Annotated in this window: 14 protein-coding genes and 1 other annotated feature; of the genes, 4 read left to right on the top strand and 10 right to left on the bottom strand. The window is 44.0% G+C overall.

Going from position 1 to position 17,536, the window contains the following annotated elements:
* Nucleotides 1–74: 74 nt before the first annotated feature.
* The 3 genes from IGJ74_RS13160 to IGJ74_RS13170 are packed head-to-tail and all read right to left on the bottom strand — an operon-like array spanning nt 75 to nt 4,252.
* Complete coding sequence (locus tag IGJ74_RS13160; protein ID WP_218193362.1) at nt 75–1,505, bottom strand: family 1 glycosylhydrolase; 1,431 nt, start codon at nt 1,503–1,505, stop codon at nt 75–77.
* A 28-nt stretch (nt 1,506–1,533) separates the two neighbouring features.
* Nucleotides 1,534–3,405 (bottom strand): beta-glucoside-specific PTS transporter subunit IIABC, encoded by a 1,872-nt coding sequence (locus tag IGJ74_RS13165; protein ID WP_430608494.1) that lies wholly within the window; start codon nt 3,403–3,405, stop codon nt 1,534–1,536.
* Nucleotides 3,395–4,252 (bottom strand): PRD domain-containing protein, encoded by an 858-nt coding sequence (locus IGJ74_RS13170; protein WP_218193364.1) that lies wholly within the window; start codon nt 4,250–4,252, stop codon nt 3,395–3,397. The genes IGJ74_RS13165 and IGJ74_RS13170 overlap by 11 nt, the downstream gene beginning before the upstream one ends.
* Before the next feature lie 717 nt (nt 4,253–4,969).
* Between IGJ74_RS13170 and IGJ74_RS13175 the strand changes: the two genes are divergently transcribed.
* Together IGJ74_RS13175 and IGJ74_RS13180 are read left to right on the top strand one after the other, a co-directional pair.
* Nucleotides 4,970–5,116: a hypothetical protein gene (locus IGJ74_RS13175; RefSeq protein ID WP_005234527.1), complete on the top strand. Its 147-nt coding sequence runs from the start codon at nt 4,970–4,972 to the stop codon at nt 5,114–5,116.
* Nucleotides 5,117–5,335: 219 nt separating this feature from the next.
* The gene (locus IGJ74_RS13180; RefSeq protein ID WP_005234526.1) at nt 5,336–5,920 is read left to right on the top strand and encodes an SOS response-associated peptidase; all 585 of its coding nucleotides are present in this window, start codon (nt 5,336–5,338) and stop codon (nt 5,918–5,920) included.
* An 82-nt stretch (nt 5,921–6,002) separates the two neighbouring features.
* Here IGJ74_RS13180 and IGJ74_RS13185 read toward each other — a convergent pair whose 3' ends face one another.
* Nucleotides 6,003–6,608 carry a short chain dehydrogenase gene (locus IGJ74_RS13185; RefSeq protein WP_016613677.1) on the bottom strand — a complete coding sequence of 202 codons (606 nt, stop codon included), beginning with the start codon at nt 6,606–6,608 and terminating at the stop codon, nt 6,003–6,005.
* 201 nt (nt 6,609–6,809) lie between these two features.
* Nucleotides 6,810–7,041 (top strand) — a binding site (T-box leader).
* Nucleotides 7,042–7,090: 49 nt separating this feature from the next.
* Here IGJ74_RS13185 and IGJ74_RS13190 point away from each other — a divergent pair.
* Both IGJ74_RS13190 and IGJ74_RS13195 read left to right on the top strand, forming a co-directional pair.
* Entirely contained in the window at nt 7,091–7,930 is an 840-nt protein-coding gene (locus IGJ74_RS13190) for a MetQ/NlpA family ABC transporter substrate-binding protein (RefSeq protein WP_218193365.1), read from the top strand.
* Nucleotides 7,931–8,068: 138 nt separating this feature from the next.
* Entirely contained in the window at nt 8,069–8,980 is a 912-nt protein-coding gene (locus tag IGJ74_RS13195; RefSeq protein ID WP_005234515.1) for a LysR family transcriptional regulator, read from the top strand.
* A 137-nt stretch (nt 8,981–9,117) separates the two neighbouring features.
* On the opposite strand, the gene IGJ74_RS13200 is transcribed toward IGJ74_RS13195, so the two are convergent.
* From IGJ74_RS13200 to allD, 6 genes are all read right to left on the bottom strand, one after another.
* Complete coding sequence (locus tag IGJ74_RS13200) at nt 9,118–10,866, bottom strand: ABC transporter ATP-binding protein (protein WP_016613681.1); 1,749 nt, start codon at nt 10,864–10,866, stop codon at nt 9,118–9,120.
* Nucleotides 10,850–12,604 carry an ABC transporter ATP-binding protein gene (locus IGJ74_RS13205; protein ID WP_218193366.1) on the bottom strand — a complete coding sequence of 585 codons (1,755 nt, stop codon included), beginning with the start codon at nt 12,602–12,604 and terminating at the stop codon, nt 10,850–10,852. The genes IGJ74_RS13200 and IGJ74_RS13205 overlap by 17 nt, the downstream gene beginning before the upstream one ends.
* A 463-nt stretch (nt 12,605–13,067) precedes the next feature.
* Nucleotides 13,068–14,711, bottom strand: coding sequence for a peptide ABC transporter substrate-binding protein (locus IGJ74_RS13210; protein WP_218193367.1), 1,644 nt, complete (start codon nt 14,709–14,711; stop codon nt 13,068–13,070).
* A 28-nt stretch (nt 14,712–14,739) separates the two neighbouring features.
* A complete protein-coding gene (locus IGJ74_RS13215; RefSeq protein WP_430608498.1) occupies nt 14,740–15,450 on the bottom strand; it encodes a gamma-glutamyl-gamma-aminobutyrate hydrolase family protein in 711 nt (236 codons plus the stop codon).
* Between the two features lie 293 nt (nt 15,451–15,743).
* Entirely contained in the window at nt 15,744–16,226 is a 483-nt protein-coding gene (gene ssb, locus IGJ74_RS13220) for a single-stranded DNA-binding protein (protein WP_035006702.1), read from the bottom strand.
* 228 nt (nt 16,227–16,454) lie between these two features.
* The gene (gene allD / locus IGJ74_RS13225; protein ID WP_218193368.1) at nt 16,455–17,516 is read right to left on the bottom strand and encodes an ureidoglycolate dehydrogenase; all 1,062 of its coding nucleotides are present in this window, start codon (nt 17,514–17,516) and stop codon (nt 16,455–16,457) included.
* Nucleotides 17,517–17,536: the final 20 nt, after the last annotated feature.

Consider the following 17,536-nt stretch of genomic DNA (forward strand, 5'->3'; position numbering starts at 1 on the left):
TTGTTTTGTACGCGCTGAAATTGATACGCAAAAAAACTCCAGCACTTGTACACCGCAAGTACTGGAGTATTTAATCATAAGCCGTTTCGTTCAATCACTTTTTGATACCAATAGAAACTGTCTTTTTTCTTTCTATCTAAAGTCCCTGTCCCGTCGTCATATTTATCCACAAAAATGATGCCATACCTTTTTTTCATTTCTCCTGTAGAAGCACTGACAATATCAACGGCACTCCAAATCGTGTAACCAATCAACTCGACACCATCATCGATGGCTTTCTCCATTTCAGCAATATGCTTTTCTAAATAATCGATGCGATAATCATCATGAATCTGTCCATCTTCAGCAACAGTTTCTGAAACCCCGATCCCATTTTCCACGATCATCAATGGCAGCTGGTAGCGATCATAAATATCATTCAACGCAATTCTCAATCCTACTGGATCAATCATCGCATTCCATTCCGTCTGCTCTAGATAAGGATTATTTACGCCAGAGCCGCCAATCATACTGTGTCCATTTTTGGTAACTTTCTCATCTGCAGAGACACAAAGTGTTAGATAGTAACTAAACGTGTAGTAATCCACTGTTCCCTTAGCTAGGATCGCTTGATCTTCTGGTGCAAACTCGATTGCAAAGCCATGATCAGCAAAATATTTCTTTGCATAATAAGGATATTTCCCTTTGACCTGCACATCGCCACAAAATTTCGAATGCATATTTTCTTCTTGTTTGGCTAGTAATACATCATTTGGATGGCTAGTATAAGGATAGCGTGGCATATAAGAAATCATACAGCCGATTTTCAAATCTGGATAGTGTTTATGTCCGTAAGCGACAACCTTTGCACTGGCAACAAATTGATGATGCAGGGCTTGGTAGCGTTGCTGTAGATTATCCGGCTGATTGATAAATTCAGATTCACCAACTTGCAGTCCCAGTGATAAAAAGTTTCCGATACTTAAGGTGGCCGTGTTGATTTCATTAAAAGTGATCCAATAGTTTACTTTTTCGTGATAGCGTTCAAACAACACCGCCGCATATCTCGCATAAAAGTCGATCACTTCACGACTCGCCCAACCATTGTATTCTTGGCTCAAATATGCGGGAACATCAAAATGAGCAATGGTTACAATTGGTTCAATCCCGTACTTCCGACACTCGTCAAACACACGATCATAAAAGGCCAGGCCTTCTTCATTCGGTTCAGTGTCGTTGCCCTTGGGAAAAATCCGGGTCCAGTTGATAGACATGCGGAAAGCTTTAAATCCAGCTTCTGCAAACAATGCAATATCTTCTTGATAATGATGATAAAAATCAGTTGCTTCGTGGCTTGGATACAACAACTCTTCTTCAATTTTTGCTGTGATTTTCCGAGAAGTCGTATGGCTGCCACCGCTGATCAAGTCAGCACAAGCGAGCCCTTTTCCGCCCTCATTATAGCCGCCTTCATATTGGTTTGCCGCCGAAGCGCCGCCCCATAAAAATTGTTTTGGGAAACTCATTGCTGTCATCCTTTCTTCTTTCTAATGGTTAAAAAATGGCTAATAACTGATCGCCAGCTTTAATTTCTTGATGTTGGGCAAGTGCCACAACATCTAAGAAGTCTGCCGTATTGGTAACAGTGATCATAACGGTATCTTCATACCCTGCCTGAGCGATTTTTTCTGAATCAAAGTGCAATAACGTTTCTCCCATAGTGATTTGATCACCTTCATTGACTAGTCGTTCAAAGGCACTTCCTTGCATATTCACCGTATCAATACCGATGTGGATCAGAAGTTCAATCCCCTCGGTACTGGTAAGTCCAATCGCATGATTTCCTGGAAAAACGGCAGAAACCTGTCCCGTAAATGGGGCAATCACCTGTTGATCTTGTGGCTTAACAGCAATTCCTTTACCTAATGCCAATGAAGCAAACGCCTGATCATTGGTTTCTGTCAATGGAACGGCAGTTCCATTTAAAGGTGATAATACAATTTTTTCAATCGCTGATTGTTCTTTCTTCGTTTCAGAAGAAACATCAGTTGCTTTGGGTGTCACATCTTGCGCTCCAGATTTGACTGCTTGCGGCTGATTATTATTAGGAAAATCTGCATCTTTGACCATGACCCAGGTGTAAGCAAAGGCAATCGCAAAAGTAATCAACGAGCCGATCAGCGCATGAAACACACTGCTGTATGAAGGAAGCGCCACAAATGAAGCAATGACTACTGGCGTATTGATTTTCATCAAACCAAAATAAAGTCCCCCAGCAGCACCCCCCAGGATCATTCCGACAATCGGTTTTTTCAGACGTAAGGTTACTCCGTAAAAAGCAGGTTCAGACACACCCATCAAGGCAGTAATTGCCGATGAAAAACTCACTTGTTTAAATTCCGTATCCTTAGCTTTGATTCCAGCCGCTAAACAAATCGCTGCTTCGGCAGCCAATCCAAGCAGCATACCAGGGACGATCAAATCATCATACCCGTAGGTCGCCAGAGAAGTTAATAAAATAGGGGTCAGCGTCGTGTGCATGCCCGTCATTACTAGCAATTGAGCAAAGGCACCCATAAACAAGACGGCTAACGGACCAAAATTATTTGTTAAGTAGTTCAAAAACTGTGACACATAGTTGCCGATCGTCACACCTAATGGTCCGATTAGCAATAGAGCCAGCGGTGTGATCACGATGATGGCGATCAATGGACGTAGAATAAATTTGACACTGTTCGGTAAAATCCGATCGGCGAACCGATAGACATAAGACATAACCCAGACACTTAATAAAACTGGCAAAACGGAGGCATTGTAGCTCACATTCGGTACGAGCAATCCAAATAATGTGATTCCTCCTTCTTGGCTAAGAAGGGCCGTCAATCCTGGCATCACAAAAATCGCTCCGACGTAGCTTCCTAAGAAAGGATCAATTTTCAATCGTTTGGCCACAGAATTTCCTAAATAAACGGGAATGAAAAAGAAGGCTGCTTGCGATACTTGATACAATACGAGATACGTATCGTCAGTTGCAGCTAAAATTCCTGATAACTCCAATAGTGAAAGGACCACTTGCAGCATTCCTCCAGCTGCTATGATTGCAATCATCGGTGTAAAACAGCCTGCGATAAAGTCAAGGAGTCGTGAGATGATCGATTGATGGCTACTGCTTTGATCAGCCGTCGTTTCTGTCGTCGGTAGTTGAGCGTATACACTCGATACATCTGGCCCAATAATCACTTGGTATTGACCATTTCCCTGAACGAGTCCAGTCACTCCTTTTAACTGTTTGATTGCTTCACTGTCAGCTTTTTTGTCGTCGGCCAGCGTGAAACGCAGTCTTGTTGCACAGTGGGTCACGTGCTGGATATTTTTACCACCGCCGACATTTTCATAAATTTCATTGGCTAGTTGTTTATAGTCCATTGTTTTTCTCCCTTTCTCCTTGTTCCGTCAATTTCTGGATATGGAGTGATAGATAAATTTCTTCATTTTCTGAGATGCTGATATCATACGTATTTTTGATATAAACCTTGATTTTTTCCACACAGTGAAACGCTTGCGGATACATCTTCTCAATTTGTGCATAGAGCGTCGACGCTTCATAGCTGGGAAGTGTATGATTGATCACATTTTGTGCAAAATAGTGCAGATGCGTGACAAAGCGAGAATAATGGAAACTATTCTCATCAAAATTTTGTTTGTACTCATACTTTACGATCGTCAGTACGTCTTCTATAAATTTCGCGATTTGATTGGTAACCGCCATATCCTTCTTTTGTGATTGGACATTTACAAAATGCAATGCGATGGAGATCGCTTCTTCTGTTGGTACATCGATCGTTAGTTCTTGCTCCATAAGTTGGACAGCATACACCCCAATGGCATATTCATCGGGATAAAATCGCCGAATATCCCATTGCAAAGGACTATGAAAAGTCATTTCCTGCTTGATACGATGAACAGTGAAATCAATATGATCCAGCAAAGTCAAATAAATATAGTCGCTGACTGCTAAGCGATAATTCTGTTTGGCATAAGCCACGATTTTAGCAACGATCGCTACGTATTTCGGATCGCACTTTCCTAATTGATAGCTAAAATGTTCCAACATTGCGTGAGTATCCAATACAAAAATCTTTTCAAAATCTTGTTCTTCTACATCATCTCCTACCTTCTTATTGAAGCTGATGCCTGTAGAAAATCCGATAATTTCATTGCTGCCTTTCTTTAGTAAGACAACATTATTATTTAAAAACTTCTTTATTTTCATGATTTCCTCCACCTTAAAAACACTAAAAAACCTCATACTCCACCCTTGGTGGAATATGAGGTTTGCCTTCTTACAGTAACACGCCTCTTGGTCACAGCACTTCTGTAACCGTTATCTAATTACATCGGTATCATAGCACTTCAAAAAAAACTTGTCAATCGCTTCCTTAAATTTTTTCACACGATCGTTAAGCCCCGTTGAGCTTCTCACAAAAGCTGCCTTTGTCAGACGGACATTTTAAGAATAACTTTTGCTTTTTAATCCCCTAAAACCAGCAACTTGCCAACACAATAAACAACAAGCTTCGTGCTTATATAATGCTTGAATCATCGTTTCTTTCTACAAATCATTTTTTGAGGGGAAAATGTATCAATAACACGCAAAAAACGAAAATAGCTTCTATTCTCAACTTTTGACACTATCTTAGCTATTCCTCGATTGGTCTATTTGTTTAAATTTCAAAAAAACGCTTTCATTTTCTGTCCTTCTATGCTGGAAAGCAAGTAGCAGTAACTTTATACATCTAGGTTCCTTCGCCTTTCCTTTCAAATGCGCATTGGTCTATTCCACACCTCCTCCCTTTATCCCTCAATCTTTTCTTAAGCGTTTGAACAATTTCTTAATAAAATAACTAACAAAAAATAAAGTTTTACTATATCTCTTGAATGTAAGCGGTAAATTTGTTATTATTACGAAGGATAAGGAGGTGTTTATCGATTGTATGCGATTAAAATCTTTCATGGTTATCTAACCGCCGAAGGAAAAAGAACACGGGACAAAACAATTGCATTGACCTATACTTGCAGAGAAGATGCTGAACGTTTCGCAAATAAAATCGGCGGGAGAGTTAAAAAAATTGGCTAACCAACTAGAATAAAAAAGGCTGTCAACCTCAGTAGGTGACTGCCTTTTTTTGTTATCTGATTTCTTTCAACTCTTTTCGCGGTACTAACTTTTTACATAACCGTCCCTATCCTTTCCTTGTCGAATCACGCTGTGAAGCAAGTTAGTTGGTTTTGACGCCTTGAGTCTTTATACTGAAACAAAGGCACCAGCCAATCCAAAAAAAGGAGTGACCTGTCCATGTGCGGCCGATACTTATTTGATCCATCAACTGGCGAATTGTCAGAATATTATCAAGAAGCCGCGGCGAAAGCCCGCAAGCGCCAACAGACTGTCGCTATCAATGATGTTTTCCCCTCCAATCACGTCGTAACCATCGGTGCAAATCAACAACAACAAGTTGTAGCCGGTGTGACAAGATGGGGCTTTACCGGCTTTAAAAAAGGGCATTTGATGATCAATGCGCGTTCTGAGACTGTTGAAGAAAAACCGACTTTTCGCCAGCCTTTCCAAGAGCATCGCTGTGTCTTTCCGATGTCTGGTTTCTATGAATGGAATCATGAAAAGGAAAAGTTCCTCTTTTCGCAAGATCACGTGATTTATGCTGCTGGTTTTTATCGCATCCTTCAAAAAGAGGATCAGATCGAAACCGAATCAATCATTCTAACGACTGCCGCGAACGATTCTGTTGAACCAGTCCATGATCGAATGCCTCTGTTCTTAGAAAAAGAAGCGATTGCTTCTTGGATCAATGACTTGGCTTTTGCTCGCCAACAACTCAAAGCAGAAATGCCCAAGCTGAAAACCCAATTGCTCTCTTCTTAACTGCTTGCTACTTCTTTTTCAGCAGAACAAAAACCGCCAAGTCAGCTTTGATTTGGCGGTTTTTTTCTACTTCTGCTTTTTCTTAATAAACGGTGAAGGTCTTGCCAGTCATGATTCCAAAGACTGCTTTTTGATACGCTGCAAAAACGGGTGCGTCACCAACGGGAATAAAGCCTTTGAAAGAATCGGCGAAGGTTTCCCAAGAGCCCACAAGCGCATTGGGACTGACTGCATTGATTCGTATCCCCTGACCGATCTCAAAAGCTGCCGATGCCACGAAGGCTTCTAAACCGCCGTTGACCAGTGCTGAAGGCGTGCCCATTGGGATAAATTCGTCTTTGATAATTCCAGAAGTCAGCGTGATACTGCCACCTTCATTGAGAAAATGCTGGCCAATCAACGCAAGGTTGACTTGTCCTTGCAGCTTTGAAGCCACCGACTGTTGAATATCTGCTGGCGTCAATTCCTCAAAGGGTTTAAACACTGTGCTTCCCGCAGCGGAAACAATGGCATCCACTTTCCCAGTGGCTGCAAATAGCTGGCTGACACTGTCTGCATCCGCAATTTCGACTTGATGATCGCCGCTGCTACGGCTAGCCGTGATCAGCTCCACCTCTGGTAGCTGCTGAAAGCCTTCAACTAAAAGCTGCCCAAGTGTGCCGGTATGACCAATCAAAAGTAATTTCATTTGCTCGCCTCTTTTTCTGTTTTGTGTTTCGATTCTAACCCAACCAAGCGATTTCGACCATTCATCTGCTTTTCCTGCCTTTTAGGTCTATTCTTGCCCTTGTCCATTTGTTCCCCTACTACCTGCGTAGTGATTGGAATCACCTATCACGAAAGCAATTGACAACTTTCTCATCTTGTTCTAAGATACTACTAATTTCATACACATGCAGTGAGAAGAAGAGTACGATCCCCCCTTTCTTTCAAGAGAGCTCGGAACTGGTGAAAACGAGTAAGGAAGACGATCCGAAGATGACCTTTGAGCATTCGTGGACGAACAATCCCCGACGGAGAAAGCCCGATAGCGCAATGCAGTTTATTTGATGAACTGACTGAGGTTTTTTGTTTCAGCAAAAAACAAACGAAGGTGGTACCGCGAAATGATCGTCCTTCCCAAAGACTATTCTTTGGGAAGGCTTTTTTTATAAAAAAGGAGGAAAAGTTATGAAACGAAAGATTCGATTGGGTGTGGGCTTTGGTTTATTGTCCTTAGTTTTATTTGCCGGTTGTGGCAATCAAGAAGAAGTGACCGGAAATGCCGAAGAGCAGCAGACAGAAATCAGAGTTGGTACGACACCAGGGCCTTACAGCGAGCTGTTTCTTCAAGGAATCAAACCAATTTTAGAAGAAGCAGGCTATACTGTGACGGATATTGGCTTTACTGGGGTCTTGGAAGCGGACATTGCATTGAACGATGGCGAGATCGACTTAAACGTCGATCAGCACACCGCCTATTTAGAAAACTTCAATGAAAACACGGATGCCGATTTAGTGGGTATCACACCGATTCCTACCGTTCCAGCCGGCTTGTATCCTGGCAGAAAGGACAATTTAGCAGCGATTGAAGCAAACGATACCATCGGGATCCCCAATGATCCGTCAAATAGTGCCCGTGCCCTGTTGCTGCTGCAAAAAGCCGGCTGGATCGAACTTGACCCCGAAGTGGCGCCCATTGACGCGACTTTGAGAAACATTACTAACAATCCTTATGACCTGGACATCGTCGAGATGGATTCTGCCCAAATCCCCCGCAGCTTAGCAGATTTAGACTATGCGGTGATTCCCGGCAGCATCGTTTACAGTGCTGGAATCGCTGCAGAGGAAAGCTTATTAAGTGAAGACATTTTGCAAGAGTATGAACTGGTGGCAACGGTAAAAAAAGCCAACAAAGATAGTGACTGGGCACAGGCAGTGGTGGCAGCTTATCATTCTGAAGCCTTTAAAGAACTGCTGGCAGAAGAAAATCAAACGGGTTATTGGTTTATTCCTGAAGAATTGCAATGACCGCTTCACAAGTAGCAATAGGCAGCAACTGTCGTCGTATTTTTTAAAGAAGCTTCTATTACTATAGAAGGAAAAGACATGACTACTATTGATTAGTGGACCATTCCCCGTCTGAATCTTTGTAAAGGAGGTCAAAAATTGAATATTCAACAAATGCGCATCGTGCAAGCGATCGCTGACCATGGAAGTTTTCGTGAAGCAGCCAAACGGCTGTATCTTTCGCAGCCAAGTCTTTCCCAAGCCGTGAAAGAGTTGGAAACAGAATTGGAGGTCCAGCTTTTCGAGCGTACGAATCAAGGCGCCCGCTTGACTGCCGAAGGCTCGGAATTTCTAGACCATGCCCAGCCAATCTTGAGTCAAGTGGCGCAGCTGCAAACGCGTTTTTCCAGCAAGCAAGCAGCGAGTCAAACCTTCGCTATCGCAAGCCAGCACTATGATTTCACGGCTGGAATTTTCAGTGAGCTGCTGCAGGAATTTCCCGACTGCCGCCAGTTTCGCTTATTAGAAACCACGACCTTAAAGGTGATCACGGACGTGCAACAATATCGAAGTGAATTTGGGATCCTTTATTTGAATGAGCAAAACCAAGCAGGATTGGAACGACTGCTGCAAGGCGCCCAATTGTCCTTCGAGGCGTTGGGACGGTTTCGCCCCCATGTCTTTTTGCGAGCAGCTCATCCCTTGACAGAAAAAAGGCAGCTTTCCTTAAGAGATCTCGCCCCTTATCCACAAGTACGCTTTTTGCAAGAAGATGAACGCTATTCGTTCTTCTCAGAAGATTTGATCGATTTCGCTCAAAGCCCTCAAGTGGTGCATGTCAGCGATCGAGGCACGATGGTCCAGCTATTACAACAGACGGATCTTTATGGAACCGGCTCGGGGATCGTTGCCCAACCAGAACGCCAAGGCTTGGCTTTTCTTCCTTTGATCGACGCGTCCGAGGGTGAGATCATCCTCATTAAAAAGAACGATCGCCCGTTATCAGTGATCGGCGAGCGTTTCTTAGCAAAATTACGGCATCATCTTACAGCATTTCCTAGTGATATATAAGCGAAGGCCTCCTCTTCCAACTCCCCATAGATGATTGGCTGCTCCTTCGCATTATATAAAAAATCCTTGAGCCACTTCCCATGCAGGAGGCTCAAGGATTTTCTTTTACGGTTAACATTGTCGGCAATCACCGCTGATTACAGCTGCTCTGCCTGCATTTGATACATTTGCTGATAGATTCCTTGCCCTTGGACAAGACTCGAATGGGTTCCCCGTTCCACGATCTTCCCTTGATCCAAGACCAAGATTTGATCTGCTTGTTTGATCGTTGACAAACGGTGAGCGATCATAAAGGTCGTCCGTCCTTTTTGCAAGATGGTCATCGCCTTTTGAATGATGGATTCTGTTTCAGTGTCCACATGGCTCGTCGCTTCATCCAGAATCAAGATTTTCGGATCAAACACCAATGCACGGGCAAAACTGATCAGCTGGCGTTCTCCACTAGAAAACTCATTGCCTTTTTCAACGACTGGATGATGGATGCCTTTTTCGTAGCGGCTCAAAAGGTAGTCAGCGCCGACTTGTTTCAAGGCATCGATAATCATCGCTTCGGTGATCGTTGGATCGTTCATTCCGATGTTGCTGGCGATCGTTCCAGTAAATAGATAGGGATCTTGCATGACGATCGCCATTGAATCTCTTAAACTATGACGATCAAAATCAGCGATCACTTGTCCATCCACAACGATTTTTCCGTGCTGCGGATCATAAAAACGGAACAACAGGTTCAAAATACTCGATTTTCCAGAACCAGTATGACCGACTAGAGCAATGGTCTCTCCTGCGGCAACGTCAAAGTTGATATCGTGCAAGATCGCTTGCTCAGGATCGTAGCCAAAGGTCACTTGTTGGAAAGAAACATCGCCATTCGTGACAGTCAGCTGCTCACTTTGTTGTTTTTCAACCGGCTGATCAGCAAACTCAAAGACCCGCTGTCCGGCAGCCAATGATTGCTGCACATTGGTGATGGTTTGGACAAGCCCCTCGATTGGATCATACAGACGGTTGATGTAATCAATAAAAGCATACAGCAAGCCTGCTGAGATCGCCAAGCGGCCATCAAGGAAAAAGGCAGCCAAGGTCGTGATCAAAATCAAGATCGTTGAATTTCGCAACAAATTGCCTAATCCCCAAGCGATACTTGAATCGAGTAAGAGGTATTTACGTCCGGTTTTGAACCATTTCTCTACTGTCTCATTAAATTCTTTCTGCAACTGATTTTCTCGTTGGAAGGCTTGGATGATCGCCATTCCTTGGACAAATTCATTTAACTGCCCACTGATTTGTGAGATGTATTCCCGCATTGCTAAATTGTAACGAGAGGCATATTTGGTATAAAAATGCTGCCAGATTCCTAAAATCGGGATCAAAATCAGCATCGCTGCTCCTAAGGTGCGGTTCAAAAGAAACAATGCAATAAACGCACCAATGATTTGGATGATGTTGCTTAACAAATTACTGATCACGATCACGTAGAAATTCGACCGCAAGACTTCGGTGTCATTCGTGATTCGTGCAACGACTTTACCTGCTGGGATTTGGTCAAAGTAAGAAACGGGTAATTTGTGCATATGGTCAAAAAGCTGATCCCGCATTTTTTTGACGATACTGTTGGACATTTTTCGCAATTGCAGCAAGCTGATATAACGAAAGAGGGAACCAATCAAATTGACCAGCAAATACCCAGCGAGCAATTGGATCAAAAGCATCGTGTTTAGGTTTCTGCTTTCAACCGCCGGTGTCATCACTCGGTCGATCAGCTGTTTGGCAATCAGTGGTGAAGTCAGTTCGAGCGCTGCTGCCAACAACAGCAAGATTGCGCCCACGGTAAATTGTTTTTTATAATAGCTCAAAAACGTGAGCAAACGCTTAATCGTTGAGAACACTTGTATCGTCCTCCTTTAACTGTTGATGGTAATACTGTTCTTGGTACCAGCCTGGCGTTTCGATCAACTCCTGATGGGTACCACGCTGTGTGATCCGTCCGTCTTCTAAGACGATGATTTGATCCGCTTCGGTGATGGCGGACAATCGATGGGTCACGATGATGGAGGTCGGTGCCTGCTTCATCGTTTTCAAATTCGTGATGATGGCTTGTTCCGTTTTGGCATCAACTGCCGAAAGGGCATCATCCAGTAAGAGGACTTCACTGTTTCGTAAAAACGCCCGTGCTAAGGACAAGCGTTGTTTTTGTCCACCAGAAAGGGAAACGCCTTTCTCACCGACGACCGTTTCGAGCCCTTCTGGCATCCGCTTGATGTCTTCGCTAAAGCAAGCAGCTTCCAGTGCTTCCCACAATACTTCTTCGGAAGCGTCTGGCTGTCCGAATAACAAGTTCTCGCGAATCGTTCGTGAAAACAAGGTATGTTCTTGCGGTACTTCTGCAAAGTGGTTGCGCACTGCTGTTGTTTGATAGGCCGTCAACGGCTGCTCGTTGATCAAGGGGACTTGATCAGAGTATGGATAGCGGTGACCGAATTGTCTTAGCAGCGTCGTTTTTCCGCTGCCGGTCTTCCCAACGATCCCTAAGACTTCTCCACGAGTGATCGTCAAATCCAGTCCTTCTAACACATAACGAGCTGCTTGCGGGTATTGGAAATGGTATGCTTCAAAACGGATCGTATTGATGGCTTGCAGGTCGGCTTCGCCTGGCGTTTCTAATTCATCTCCCGTCTGCAGCACTTCATTGATCCGACGCCAGGATGCGGCACCTTGCTGCATCACATTCACAAGATCTCCTGCTGAGATCATCGGCCAAACGACCATTGTCAAGTACACTTGGAAAGAGACCATCGCACCGATGGTGATCGTTTGGTTGGCAACAAGAAACGCCCCCACACCAAAGCTCATCACGAAACTGATTGCTAAGATGATGGTAATCAGCGGCCCAAAACGGGAATCGATCTCAGAAACGATATTGTTTTTCGCTCGTGTTTCCAGTGTTTTCTTTTGAAACTGTTCCGTGGTGGCTCCTTCTAGTCCATAAGCTCGGACGACCCGAATGCCATCAATGATCTCCAGCACTTCACTGTTCATCTCAGAAACAGAATTCTGCGCTTCCGTAAACGCCTTATCGACTTGCGAGCCCCATTTGAAAATGTAATAGGCTAAAAGCGGCATTGGAATCAAGGCAATCAAGGTCAGTAGCCAAGAAACCGTCCCAGCCATCATCGCTACGATAAAACTTAGATACAAACTAGTATTTAAGAAAACCATCAGACCATACCCAACGGTCATCCCCATCACTTGGACATCGTCACTGGAACGAGTCATTAAATCACCTGTTCGGAAACGATGGTAAAACGGCGCCCCCATTTTGAGAAAGTGGCTCATCAATTGTTCCCGTAATTGTTTTTGCAAATCGTAAGAACCAATAAATAAATTAAACGTCCAAACAAATTCGGCCAGATATCCTAACAAGATAGCTCCGGCAAAGAGGGTCACGTATTGGACCAGTACCGAATAATCAAAATTATCTTGGATCAGCGCATCAATGAATAAGCGCAAGATATAGATTGGTGCGACATACATCGCACTAGCAATCACCATAAAGACGAATACGAAGGTATAGCGCACCTTATGTTCTTTAAAATACGTTGTTAATTGTTTTAATACATACTTCATGTTTTATCCCTCACATTCTAAAAAAGCACACAAAAAAGCTCTGTCCCTTCGGAAAAAGGACAGAGCATAAACGTCGTTATTATAGACATTATCTGTACACTAATGGTTACCGAATGAGGGATTCACTTTATTCAATTTGGTTGTTTTTTTATCAAATACTTTTTGCATCGTAATCCCTCCTTCTCTTTTTATTTTGCTGACTACACCTAACACTTTACAGATAAGTTTCTGAGAATGCAACAACTTTTATTAATTTTCTTTAAAAAAGATTGACTTTTCTAAAAACACAGATGTGAAAACAGCCCTTTTTAACAACCTTTTTTTGAAAACGAATTTCTGTTTTACCCCAAGAGTTGCAACGATTTTGGCTAAAATAAAAAAACAGATGCCCTTCTCTTCAACAAACGCTGTTTGATCAGCACACTTGGTTGAAAAAAAGTTCCTCTGTTTTCTTACTACCTGTTTATTCTGTGACAGATGCTAGGCGATAGGATACTGTTCGTCCAAAAGGAAACACTTGCACCCCTTGCAAACGATCTGTTTTCAAATACGCCACCACCCCTTGATATAACGGCAAAACGGCTGTATCTTCAACGATCAATTGTTTTTCCAGTTCTTTCAATAAGTCCCAACGGGCAGCTGGGTCGTTTGCTAAAGTCGTCCGTGCTTCTGCTAACCCTTGATCGTAACTTTCACTAGCATACCCAGACGTATTCAAGCCACCTGTTGAATCATAAAATTCTAAGAAGTTGATCGGGTCCGCGTAATCTGGTGTCCAAGTCCCAAAAACGAGATCAAATTCACCTTGGGATTGCAAGTCCAAACGGTTTTGTAAAGGAATCGACTTGGCATCGATGGTTAATCCCGGCAAATTGGTTTCTAACTGCCCTTGGACAAACTCGATGGTTTTCTTGGCTGCTGCTGTATCTGCTGACAACAGTTCCAAAGTGATTTCCTCTTGTCCCAACTCTTCTTTGGCTTGTGCCCAAAGCTCTTGTGCGGCTGTTAAATCGTACGGCAGTAAATCGCCATTTTCTTCACGAAAATCTTGGTCTGTTTCAGGATCTTTGGCAAAGTTGCTTGGCACAAAGCCGTTCAATGCAGTGGACCCATCACCTAAGATATTTTCGGCAAATGCCTCTTTGTCGATGGCTTGTAAAATTGCTTGACGTACTTTGACATTGCCTGTGACTTCTCGTTTTTGGTTGGCACTTAAATACCCCACCAGCGCCTTTGGCACATAGTTGGCTTGAGCTGAGTTTTGGTATTGCTGCGCGTAAGTATCCGTTAAGGTGGTGTAGTCCAGTTCTCCTGTTTCAAAAAGGCTGACACCAGTCGCCGTTTCCTTCACTACTTGCACGTCGATCTTGGTCAATTGGACATTCTCAGCATCCCAATAATCAGGATTTTTCGTTAACGTCCATGATTCGTTGGTCCCGTTCCACCCTTCGATCAAGAATGGGCCATTGCCGACAAAATTTTCCGCTGATAACCCATAATCGGCACCTTTTTCTTCAGCAAACGCTTGGTTTTTTGGCATAAAAGGTGTCCCGACCAAAATTTGATCCAGATACGAGATTGGACTTGCCAATGTCAGCTCTAACGTCTGCTGGTCCAATGCTTTTGCACCTAACTCACTCACCTCAGCGTCCCCTTGACGCACTTGACTGCCATTTTTCAACACATCCATTTGATTACTGCTACTAGAACCATTCTCTGGATTAGCAACATATTGAAAGGCGTAGACAAAATCATCCGCAGTAACAGGATCGCCATTGCTCCATTTTGCATCACGAATGGTGAAGGTATAAACCAGTCCGTCTTCTGATACCGTAGGCTCTTCAGCGGCCATCGCAAGCTCAGGATCCCCCTCTTGATCCAGACGGTATAACCCTTCTGCCACTTGTCCGATCATATCGGAACTATTGACATCCGTGTATTGTCCGCTATCAAGGGTTGATAAGGCGCCAGCGGTTGACACTTGAATTTCTTGCGCAACGGCTCCTTGCTCCTCTTGCTGTCCAGAATCCGTCGTGGGGCTCGTGGTACTGCAGGCACTTAAAACCAATAATGTGAAAGCAGTGATACCCATCATTTTCTTTTTCATTTTTCTCCTCCTTGCGTGATCCTCTTTCTTACAATACGTCAACGACATACTTGAAAACCGCTTGTTCTTGTATAAGCGCATCATAGGCAAAATCAGGATGCCATTGAACCGCCAACAAGCGCTGACCCACGTGTTCAATGCCTTCAATGATGCCATCAGGACTCCAAGCTGTCTTTTGCAATGGACGAGCCAATCGATCCACCGCTTGATGATGAAAGGAATTAACCTTTGTTTTTTGACCGTAAACACGAGCCAACATGCTTTTTTCAGCCGTCACGGTGGCATGGGTCGGCACTTCTTTCGGAATCGGCGCCTGCATATGAATGATCTCACTGAAGGTACTGATGTCTTGCTGCAGCGTGCCACCGAATGCCACGTTGACCAGCTGCATTCCCCGACAAACCGCAAAAATTGGTTTCTTTTGCAGCAGCGCTTCATCGATCAGCGCTAGTTCAAACTCATCCCGTGCCAACAAACCGCTTCCAGTTGCCTGATGGGCCTCCTGCCCATAAAACTTGGGTGAAACATCTTGTCCACCAGCTAATACCAGTTTATCGATCTGTGAAACATAGTCCTTGGCTGCAGCTGGCTCACTGATTGGCACGAGCAATGGCAGTCCGCCCGCTTGCTGGATCGCTCGCACATACCCTAATGGTGTGTAGGCGATCGGCAAATGATGCAGCACATCGCCAGCATCTTGCACTTCATTCGCAGCGATCCCTATAATTGATTTGCCCATCGACTTCCCTCCCTGATTAACGATTTTTTCAGAAAAAAGCGGTATCTAGCAGTTGAACAAGGCAAGCGCCGCTCTTTTTCTCAAGATATGTTTCAACTATTCTAAACCAATCCGCACTTTTTGTGAAACACTATTTTCACTTTCGCGATCATTTATTACAATCACCATTCTATTTAACCCCCTCTTTGATAAGCAATAAAGAACACCGCTAGTCAGATATAGTTGAATTTTACCAATACTTTCTCTACGTAAAAAAACATGCGAGAAGCCGTTGCTTTCCGCATGTTTCGTCATTAAAATAATCGATTGTCTTTTAAAAACTCCAGCATCTGTGTTTTTAGGGGATCTTTTTCATTACGGATCGACTTTGTTTGCGTTGTTTCATCAAGTGTCGATAGCCGCTTTTTAGGAAAAGGCGCCGCTGGTTCTTCTGCCAACTCTAAGATTTGGAAGCTATCCACCACCACTTCTGCCGCACAAAGTCTCTGACCTTCTGGTGTTTCATAAGGACAGCCTTGCAAGTGTCCATTGATTTTGATACTTGCCCCTTTTTGAGTATACCGTAAAAAGGTCTCTGCCTGTTTTCCATGAATGACGCAAGCAAACCATTCATGGTGCACTTCTTCACTGTTTTGCCATTGAGACACAATGACAAGATCAAAACGTACGCCCTGATCGTCCGCCGCATCAAACGCTTCTTTACTAGGCATCTCTGCGATTTTCCCAGTAAGAACCACTTTATTCATTGCCACGTTGCATCCTCGCTTTTCTCTCATTTCTTGAGTGATCTTAACTTATGCGACCTATTCTACCACATTCCAAAAAACAAGCAATCAAAGGTCGAATGGCTTAAGAAATGCTTTGAACAAAATGAACCAACTCAAAGAATTCGTCTAATCTTTCCAATAATGTGCGATTTTCTGACTGAAAACTTCTCTTTGCTCCAGACAGCAAAAAAACAGTTGGTTCAATCCCCCTCTGAACCAACTGCCTTTTGCGGATTTTTATTTAGCAAAGGAATCTTGACTACCATAGCGATCAAAATGGAGGGTTTCGCTTTCGAGATAATCGATGATCGCTTTGGGGATCATGACCCCTTCTTGCTGGGCTTTTTCAAAGTGTATTTGGCTGATCTCTCCAGGATAGTAGACTTGTGATTGCCCTTCTACTGGCGGGATTGCATGCAGCTCAGTCACCATCTGATCGATGCTTTGCTTGAAGGTTTCGGTGTTGGTAAAACGAGATGGATCGATCACAAGAAGGAATTGTCCTAAGCGGCGTTTTTCCGTCAAGTCCGCATACATGGAGGTGACCTGTTTACCAAAAGCCAAGCCTAGCATCGAGCCAGCTAAAATATCCACCATCATCATCAAGCCATATCCTTTAGCACCAGCGATTGGCAATAATCCTTGGACTGCATAGGGGTCGGTGGTAGGCAAGCCTTGCTCGTCTACGGCCCAAGTATCGGGGATCTGCTGCTTCTTCGAGCGAGCGTCCAAAATTTTGCCCCACGCTTGAACCGTCGTCGCCATATCAAAAACTACCGGCGGATGATTGGCTCGTGGTGCTGCAAACGCGATTGGATTGGTGCCAAAATAGTTTTCGATCCCACCAAAAGGCACCGCCATCGGATCCGATTGACACATGGCGATCGCCACTAAGTCGGCTTCAGCAGCCTGTTTGACGTAATACGCCATCGTCCCGCTATGGCTGGTCTGCTCGATTCCTACTGCAGCGATCCCGACTTCTTTCGCCAGATGAATGGCGATCGCCATCGCTTCATTGCACACATAATGCCCCATGCCGTTATCTCCGTGGAAAATTCCGGTAGCGGCGCCTGTTTTTTCAAAAGACATGTTTGGTTCCAGCGTGATGCCACCTTTTACTAAACGCTCGGCATAGTAGTCCATCCGCACGGCACCATGAGAATGGATCCCGCAAGCATCCGCAAAGGTCAAATGCGCCGCTGTTTCACTGGCAGCGGCTTCTGGCAAACCAGCAGCCAATAGTTTCTTTTTCATCAATGCTTCTAATTCCAGCAGAGAACGTCTGCTCATTTCTTCCATCTTTTCTCCTCCTTAGAAAA

Origin of the sequence: Enterococcus sp. AZ009 (assembly GCF_050548785.1) — a bacterium.
Classification (GTDB): domain Bacteria; phylum Bacillota; class Bacilli; order Lactobacillales; family Enterococcaceae; genus Enterococcus_D; species Enterococcus_D entomosocium.